General features: G+C 43.3%; 8 protein-coding genes. 4 read left to right on the top strand and 4 right to left on the bottom strand.

What is annotated here, in order from left to right:
• Window positions 1-75: 75 nt before the first annotated feature.
• Both F8N00_RS03790 and F8N00_RS03785 read right to left on the bottom strand, forming a co-directional pair.
• Window positions 76-714, bottom strand: a complete 639-nt coding sequence (locus tag F8N00_RS03790; RefSeq protein ID WP_035398843.1) for a CHASE3 domain-containing protein — start codon at window positions 712-714, stop codon at window positions 76-78.
• A 191-nt stretch (window positions 715-905) separates the two neighbouring features.
• A complete protein-coding gene (locus F8N00_RS03785; protein WP_023467195.1) occupies window positions 906-1,772 on the bottom strand; it encodes a YitT family protein in 867 nt (288 codons plus the stop codon).
• 277 nt (window positions 1,773-2,049) lie between these two features.
• On the opposite strand from F8N00_RS03785, the gene F8N00_RS03780 reads away from it, so the two are divergent.
• Together F8N00_RS03780 and F8N00_RS03775 are read left to right on the top strand one after the other, a co-directional pair.
• Complete coding sequence (locus F8N00_RS03780) at window positions 2,050-2,511, top strand: hypothetical protein (RefSeq protein WP_421017800.1); 462 nt, start codon at window positions 2,050-2,052, stop codon at window positions 2,509-2,511.
• Window positions 2,512-2,694: 183 nt separating this feature from the next.
• Window positions 2,695-3,531 carry a formate/nitrite transporter family protein gene (locus F8N00_RS03775; protein ID WP_023467197.1) on the top strand — a complete coding sequence of 279 codons (837 nt, stop codon included), beginning with the start codon at window positions 2,695-2,697 and terminating at the stop codon, window positions 3,529-3,531.
• Between the two features lie 35 nt (window positions 3,532-3,566).
• Here F8N00_RS03775 and F8N00_RS03770 read toward each other — a convergent pair whose 3' ends face one another.
• The gene (locus tag F8N00_RS03770) at window positions 3,567-3,986 is read right to left on the bottom strand and encodes a YkvA family protein (protein ID WP_023467198.1); all 420 of its coding nucleotides are present in this window, start codon (window positions 3,984-3,986) and stop codon (window positions 3,567-3,569) included.
• Between the two features lie 98 nt (window positions 3,987-4,084).
• Here F8N00_RS03770 and F8N00_RS03765 point away from each other — a divergent pair, with 98 nt between their 5' ends.
• A complete protein-coding gene (locus F8N00_RS03765) occupies window positions 4,085-5,308 on the top strand; it encodes an aminopeptidase (RefSeq protein WP_035398837.1) in 1,224 nt (407 codons plus the stop codon).
• A gap of 55 nt (window positions 5,309-5,363) precedes the next feature.
• On the opposite strand, the gene murB is transcribed toward F8N00_RS03765, so the two are convergent.
• Window positions 5,364-6,275: a UDP-N-acetylmuramate dehydrogenase gene (gene murB, locus F8N00_RS03760; RefSeq protein ID WP_035398835.1), complete on the bottom strand. Its 912-nt coding sequence runs from the start codon at window positions 6,273-6,275 to the stop codon at window positions 5,364-5,366.
• 247 nt (window positions 6,276-6,522) lie between these two features.
• Here murB and F8N00_RS03755 point away from each other — a divergent pair, with 247 nt between their 5' ends.
• The gene (locus tag F8N00_RS03755; protein WP_035398833.1) at window positions 6,523-7,038 is read left to right on the top strand and encodes a GNAT family N-acetyltransferase; all 516 of its coding nucleotides are present in this window, start codon (window positions 6,523-6,525) and stop codon (window positions 7,036-7,038) included.
• Window positions 7,039-7,047: the final 9 nt, after the last annotated feature.

Genomic DNA, 7,047 nt, shown 5'->3' with positions numbered 1-7,047 from the left:
AGATAAGGGTGGCAGAATGATGATCTGCCACCCTTATCTTTGTAAAGACTGACTTTTGAGTCAGCTCCTTTTTGTTTATTCTTGTGCTGATTTCTCTGATATGGCAGGAACGAAGCGATGGAAGAAAAAAATCGTTGCACTAATCATCAAAAAGGACAGAATTGACAGGCCGAGGCACATCCATTTATATGTAGCAATTAACGCATCCGATTGTTGTAATTTTGCCTGAAGCGTTCGATATAAATCATCTTTTACACGTGATAAGTCTTCAAGGATCGTCTGAGTCGTTTGAGTCGATTGTCTGGCGAGACGTTTTGCTGCTGCTGGACTTTGGCGTTCATATACGACGAAAACCCGTTCGATTTCTGACTCCCAGACATTGTTGCGACGAAGAAGATCTTTAATTGTTCCTGGAGTAGTCGAAGATTGATTCAGACTATTACGTAAGTCATGAATTTTCGAAGTCGAAAAATAATATTGTTCAATATAACGATTATCTTCGTACAATAAGAGGCCGCGGACTGCGTTTGCTCGATCTCGATTATGTTCAACCAACTGATCGACTTGATTAATTAACGGTATATCATGATCCTTCATCTGCGCTGTCATCGCCGCAATTGTCCGATAACCAGATAAGGCATAAATGATTGGTATAGAGGCAAATAAACTGATCAAAAGAATCAGCAGAACACGCTGACGCCATAGTGAGTGCATGCAATCATTCCTTTAAATAAAAAGACATGTCATTAGCTTAACTACTATTACAAGAAAAGTGAAGCCTGTCTATTTTTTGAATAGGGATAGGAAAGTAAGAAGTCAGTATTCTGAATAAAAAAGCAGGAAAGCTAGTGCAATCCGAGAAGCTGTTTTATGTAGAAGAAAAAGCGCAGCTTGGCTGCGCTTGGTTAAAACGAATAGGAATGTTCCTTATAGTTTCCGAAAACCGTATGAATTTCTGAGAATGTAACGAATGCATTTGGCTCAACGGAAGAGACGATCTCTTGCAAACGGACGATTTCATTATTTTGAACGACGACATAGACCATTTTTTTCGTTCGGTTGGAATATCCTCCACGTGCATCGAGAATCGTGACACCACGACCGAGTTCTTTTGTAATGACTTCATTGATTTCATCTGCTTTCTCACAAATGATGATACATTGCTTAGAAGCAGAATAGAAACTGTAAACCGTCTGAAGGGCTTTGGCGCGAACGAAGCTCATGATGAGCGCGTACATAACGTGTTTTAAGTCAAACACCCACCAAACAAGGATGTAGATGACAAGATCTTGCATCAGAAATATGCGAGGAAGTGGCCAGTTATGAAAACGAGCGAAGAAAAATTTTCCAAGAATATCAAGCCCTCCAGTTGAAGCACCACCGAAGAAGATCAATGCCATCGCAAGTCCAGAGACTAGACCGGCAAAGATGGAGGCGACGAGCGGATCATTTAAAGATTCCGGAACAATTTGAGTCGGAATCCAGTCGATTAAAAAAGAGGAAGCAACGACGATGATGCCGGATAAGAACATGAACCGTTTACGCAGAAAACGAAAACCTAAAAGGAAGAGTGGGATGTTTAAAAGCAATTGAGTTAAACCGATTGGCGTGTGGAAGAGCTCTTGGATGATGAGTGTGATCCCCATGATACCGCCTGATCCGATATCATTTGGAGATAGTAGTAAACTGATGTAAAGGGAATAAAGCAATGTACCGATGATTAAAAAACTAATTTTTTCAACTCTCTTTTTCTGTGGGTGTGTTGTAGTCATGGCAATATGATGAGTGACCTCATGCTCCTCCTTCTGTGAGTATCTGCCTGCAAGAGTACGCCCATATGCATAAAATTTCAACCCTTCTTATGAAAAAAGATGAAAAAGGGTACGTTTTTTTAGGAAGGTGATGAAAATGAAAAAAACGTTCTTGCTTATTGGTTGTATTTGTTTAGTAATACTAATTAGTATTCGCATTTTTCAACCATCGGATGAAGAAAATCGAACGTCTATTTGGCATGATGGAGATCTCGTAGCGAGACAAGTGGGTGCTTCGATGATGAATACGGTAGCGGTTCGTCAATTAGCCGAACAACTTCCGTTCTCATCAGAATTAAAACAGGTAGATGTCGAAGGGGAATCGTTGCGGCTTGTTTATGAGGTTACAGGAAAAGAGCGACAAGCCTGGATTGGTACCGATACTGGAACACTACAAGTGAATCAGGATTTTTTGAAAGCTCGGTTATCTAAAGTGCTGATGCATCATACACTTGTTTTATTTTCAACGATTCCTGATTTGACCGATCTCGAAATTTACTACACGGATCCGTATTCAGGTGCAGATTTTACGATGGACCGGAAAACATTCGACGCCTACACTCCGACCGATATTGAACGAGCTACTTCCTCTTCTAGACGCTTTAATCGGGTCGTCATTGATGGTTATGTGCTCGATGCATCAAGGCGAAATACTTTCTTTGAACGCTTCGCATCACGACTACGAATTCAAACTAATTAGTTGTATAAAGCAAGAAAAGGCATTTTTCACAATCTCGACACAATGATATCGTTTACATCTCGTTCTTTTATAAAAACGATAAAACAGGTCTATTCAATACTTGAACATCTTTTAAGATGGAAGTATGATAATAAATGAACAAACATTGTGAAGTGTTGAACAAAAGAAAGAGAGGTTTCTACGATGAACGAGGTAGAAGCATTAGAAGGATTACGGAATAAAGCAATCAAGTCGACGCGCATGCTACAAATGCGTCCTCTCGAGTACTTAGTTCGTGCCATGCTAGCAGGGATTTTCATTGGATTTGCAATTATTTTTACCTTAAAAGCAATTAACGGTCTATATATGGCGGAGTCACCTGTTGCGACACTTGTTGGTGGACTGACCTTCGGAGTGGCACTCGTCCTGATCGTTTACGGTGGGGCAGAGCTGTTCACAGGAAATACGATGTATTTCACGACGGCGACGATGCGCGGCTATACGACGAAGATGGATACGATGAAGGTCTGGTTGATCTGTCTGATTGGAAATGGACTTGGAGGATTAGCATTTGCGCTACTCTTTTCTCAAACAGGAATCATCCAAGAGCTTGGTATGAACAACTGGTTATTTTCTGTCTCAGAAACGAAGATCCACCATACGACGTGGGAAATCTTCACACGAGCTATCTTCTGTAACTGGATGGTCTGTTTAGCGATTTTCATTCCAAAGAACATGAAGAATGAGTTGGCGCAGATCATGATGATGATGGTACTGGTCGCAGTCTTCTTCGCATCTGGATTTGATCACGTCATCGCCAATATGGCCTTGTTCTCCATTGCGTTAGTCGTACCACATCCGGATACGATCACATTTGCCGGAGCGATGCACAACCTGTTGCCAGCTTTAGCCGGTAACATCATTGGTGGAGCAGTCTTCATGGGAATGATCTATACGTGGCTGAATAAAGAAAAATTAGAAGTAGATGAATCACGTCAATCCACGACACCTGTTCATATTGCTTCGAAACAAAATGCATAAAAAAGAGCAGCTGTCGCGACAGCTGCTTTTTTCATTCATTCCATATGTTGAAAGCGATCGACGTCTGCAGCCAGTTCTTCGTAAATCGTCTCGACGATTTGTGCATCATCGAAGAGCCCGAGGACGTTATCGTCCGGTAAGGCGTCAACAGGAGACGTGAAGTACAGAACGGCCGTCAATAACAATTGTTCCTGCTCCGCATGCATTTCGAATTTTTTCTGATAGAGAGCACGAAGCATTTCAAGCAGTTGTTTTAATTGAAAATAAAGGACGAGTTCTGCCTCGCGTTCGATGTCCGAGCTTTCTGTAGACGCGATATCTTGCGTCAAGTGCGCAAGTCCGATTTCTGCTCGAACTAACAATTCTTGCTGTGCTTTTTCATCACCAACGAGGTCGAGTGCCTGTCGGTGAAAATACGTATAAGCCGATTTAAAATCGCCGGGTGTGAATTCCATGGTGATGCCTCCTTCTCTTCTCTTTCTAGTTTCGCCTTATTTCTTGCAAAATTGCAACTATTTCGTGAAAATAAAGATACAAGAAAGGGGATTACATAATGCCGACACAAGCAGAATTACAACAATACGCGTCTTTAGCCGTGCGTACGGGAATTAATCTACAACCAGGACAACAACTCGAGGTGCGTGCAGGAATCGAAAATTTGCCGCTCGTTCGTGAAATCACGCGTGTCGCCTACGAAGTAGGAGCTACGCAAGTATATGTACAATGGTCAGATGATGAGATGACGAAAATCCGTTATTTCGATGCACCGGAAGAGTCGTTTGATACGTTCCCGGATTGGTTAAAAGCACGTTACGACCAACTGGCAGAAGAAAAGACAGCGTTCTTATCGGTCGTCAGTGAAGATCCGGATTTATTGAATGGCGTGGACTCGAGCCGAATCGCACGTGCGAATAAAGCAGCCGGTGTCGCTCTTGCTAATTGGCGGAAGTTCGTCATGAGTGACAATGTCAGCTGGTGTGTCGTAGCAGCACCTTCTGAAAGCTGGGCGAAGAAAGTATTCCCTGATTCAGAGAATGCTGTTGAAGAGCTCTGGTCAGCTATTTTAAAGGCTACACGTGCCGATCAAGCGGATCCGGTCGCTGCATGGGCGGATCATGATCATAATCTGCGTTCAAAAGCAAAATTCCTGACAGAGAAGAAATACAAAACATTGCACTACACAGCTCCAGGAACAGAATTATCAATCGAATTACCAGAACGTCATGTTTGGTTAGGTGGCGGTGGTCCGAATGCAGATGGTGTTGATTTCATCGCGAATCTGCCGACAGAAGAAGTGTTCACGTTACCGAAAAAGACAGGAGTCAACGGACACGTCTCGAGCACAAAACCGCTTAGCTATAGTGGGAACTTGATTGATGAGTTCACACTCTGGTTCGAGAACGGAAAAATCGTTAAAGCGGAAGCGAAACAGGGTCAAGAAGCATTAGATGACTTGATTTCACTTGATGAAGGTGCACGTTATCTTGGAGAAGTTGCGCTCGTGCCACACCGTTCGCCGATTTCTGACTCGGGTATCCTATTCTATAATACATTGTTTGATGAAAATGCTTCATGCCACTTAGCGATTGGTCGTGCGTACTCGACGTGTCTCGAAAATGGTCCTAGCCTTTCAGCAGAAGAACTAGAAGCACAAGGCGCGAACGACTCGATGACGCATGTCGACTTCATGATTGGATCAGCGGATCTATCGATTGAAGGAGAACTTGCAGACGGAACGCGTGAATCAGTCATGCGTGACGGAAACTGGTCAATCTAAACGAACAAAAAGGTGAGTCCGAATACGGAGCTCACCTTTTCTTGTAAGATTCTTGTTATGCTTCTTCACCGATAATTTTCACTTCTGTCTCAAGTAAGATACCGAATTTTTCTTGAACCGTTTCTTGGACATGACGAATGAGCGCGATATAGTCGGATGCTGACGCATTCTCGACGTTGACGATGAAACCAGCGTGTTTCTTGGACACTTCAGCGCCACCGATGCGTGTTCCCTGTAAGTTGCTATCTTGAATCAGCTTCCCTGCAAAATAGCCTTCTGGACGTTTAAAGACGCTACCACAAGAAGGGTACTCGAGTGGTTGTTTCGTTTCTCGCTTATGCGTCAAATCATCCATGACTTCCTTGATTAGTGCTGGGTCACCCTCTGTTAAGGCAAATCGACCTTCGAGGATGATGTATTCTTTCTTCGAGAAGCAACTTGTCCGGTATCCCAGTTCGAGTTCATCATGCGAAATGTTCAACAGTTCTCCTTGTCGTGTCAATACAGTAGCGCTATGGAGGCAATCCTTGACTTCACCACCGTATGCTCCCGCATTCATGATCAATGCGCCACCAATCGTTCCTGGAATCCCACAAGCGAATTCAAGACCGCTGAGCTGATGCGCGTAAGCTACACGAGACGCTTCGATGATTGCTGCACCACTTTGAGCAACGAGTTCATGTCCTTCAACCGAGATATCGGTTAACTTCTCAAAGGAGAGGACAATGCCGCGGATGCCGCCGTCACGTACGACAAGATTCGATCCGTTTCCAAGCAACGTCAAGGGAATACCTTGTTCGTAAGCATATCGGACGACAAAAGCCGTTTCTTCATAAGAGGTTGGAATGATGAATAAATCCGCGATTCCTCCCATTTTTGTATACGTATGATATTTTAAAGGTTCATTGATTAGTACGGACTCTTTTGAAATGCCTTCATACAGTCCCGTCATTACTTGTTCAGTCATTATGGTCTCAGTCCTTTTCATGAATTCCTACCAGCGCTCATGCGCTCAAAATATATTTTAACATTAATCGTGCGGTCGTTGTTCAACATACTGTTCCCAAAATACCGACTTATGCCGGGAATTGCAAGCACTAGGGAGTGAATGTCATCGATTAGTAATGAAAAATGTCACAAGGAAAGCAGGGGCAGGAAGAGGAATGAAGCGAAAAGAACTCGGGAAAAGAGAAGTATAGAAGGAGGCGATGACGATGGAAAGTGAACGTTTATGGATGCGACCGTTTGAAGAAGAGGATTTCAGTTTTTATAAGTCACTTGTTCAAAATGAGCAAGTCATGCGTTATATCAATGGAGGCATTGCCTTGAGTGAAGATGAGGCACGAGAGTGGTTCGAACGGCAATTGGAGCGATACTCGGATGAGCGACAAACTGGTTTTTTACTGTTGTTCATAAAAGAAACGAATGAACCGATTGGCTTCGCCGGATTATTGATGCAGGAAGTCGATGGGAAAGAAGAGTTAGAGGTCGGTTATTGGCTCGAACCAAAGCACTGGAAAGTCGGTTATGGTCGTGAAGCAGCAAAACAATTAATGATGGAGGCGTTCAATCGAGGGCATGATCGAATCATCTCGATCATTCATCCCGATAATCATGCTTCGCAAAATGTCGCTCGCGCCAACGGACTGAACTGGGAAAAAGATACGGTGTTTAGAGGCATTCCTGTCACGATTTACGCTGGACAACTATCACGACTTTGTCGTAACTAAAGAGGAGAG

This window comes from Exiguobacterium sp. A1_3_1, assembly GCF_048985645.1.
Classification (GTDB): Bacteria; Bacillota; Bacilli; order Exiguobacteriales; family Exiguobacteriaceae; genus Exiguobacterium_A; species Exiguobacterium_A indicum.
The sequence above is the reverse complement of the archived record's forward strand: the minus strand, read 5'-3'. Positions and strand labels throughout refer to the sequence as shown.

Excerpts from the sequence above, each read along its gene's own strand:
- F8N00_RS03770 (WP_023467198.1), bottom strand. The coding sequence starts at position 3,986 with ATGGAATTCACACCCGGCGATTTTAAATCGGCTTATACGTATTTTCAC.
- F8N00_RS03785 (WP_023467195.1), bottom strand. The coding sequence starts at position 1,772 with ATGACTACAACACACCCACAGAAAAAGAGAGTTGAAAAAATTAGTTTT.
- F8N00_RS03765 (WP_035398837.1), top strand. The coding sequence starts at position 4,085 with ATGCCGACACAAGCAGAATTACAACAATACGCGTCTTTAGCCGTGCGT.
- F8N00_RS03790 (WP_035398843.1), bottom strand. The coding sequence starts at position 714 with ATGCACTCACTATGGCGTCAGCGTGTTCTGCTGATTCTTTTGATCAGT.
- F8N00_RS03755 (WP_035398833.1), top strand. The coding sequence starts at position 6,523 with ATGGAAAGTGAACGTTTATGGATGCGACCGTTTGAAGAAGAGGATTTC.
- F8N00_RS03780 (WP_421017800.1), top strand. The coding sequence starts at position 2,050 with ATGATGAATACGGTAGCGGTTCGTCAATTAGCCGAACAACTTCCGTTC.
- murB (WP_035398835.1), bottom strand. The coding sequence starts at position 6,275 with ATGACTGAACAAGTAATGACGGGACTGTATGAAGGCATTTCAAAAGAG.
- F8N00_RS03775 (WP_023467197.1), top strand. The coding sequence starts at position 2,695 with ATGAACGAGGTAGAAGCATTAGAAGGATTACGGAATAAAGCAATCAAG.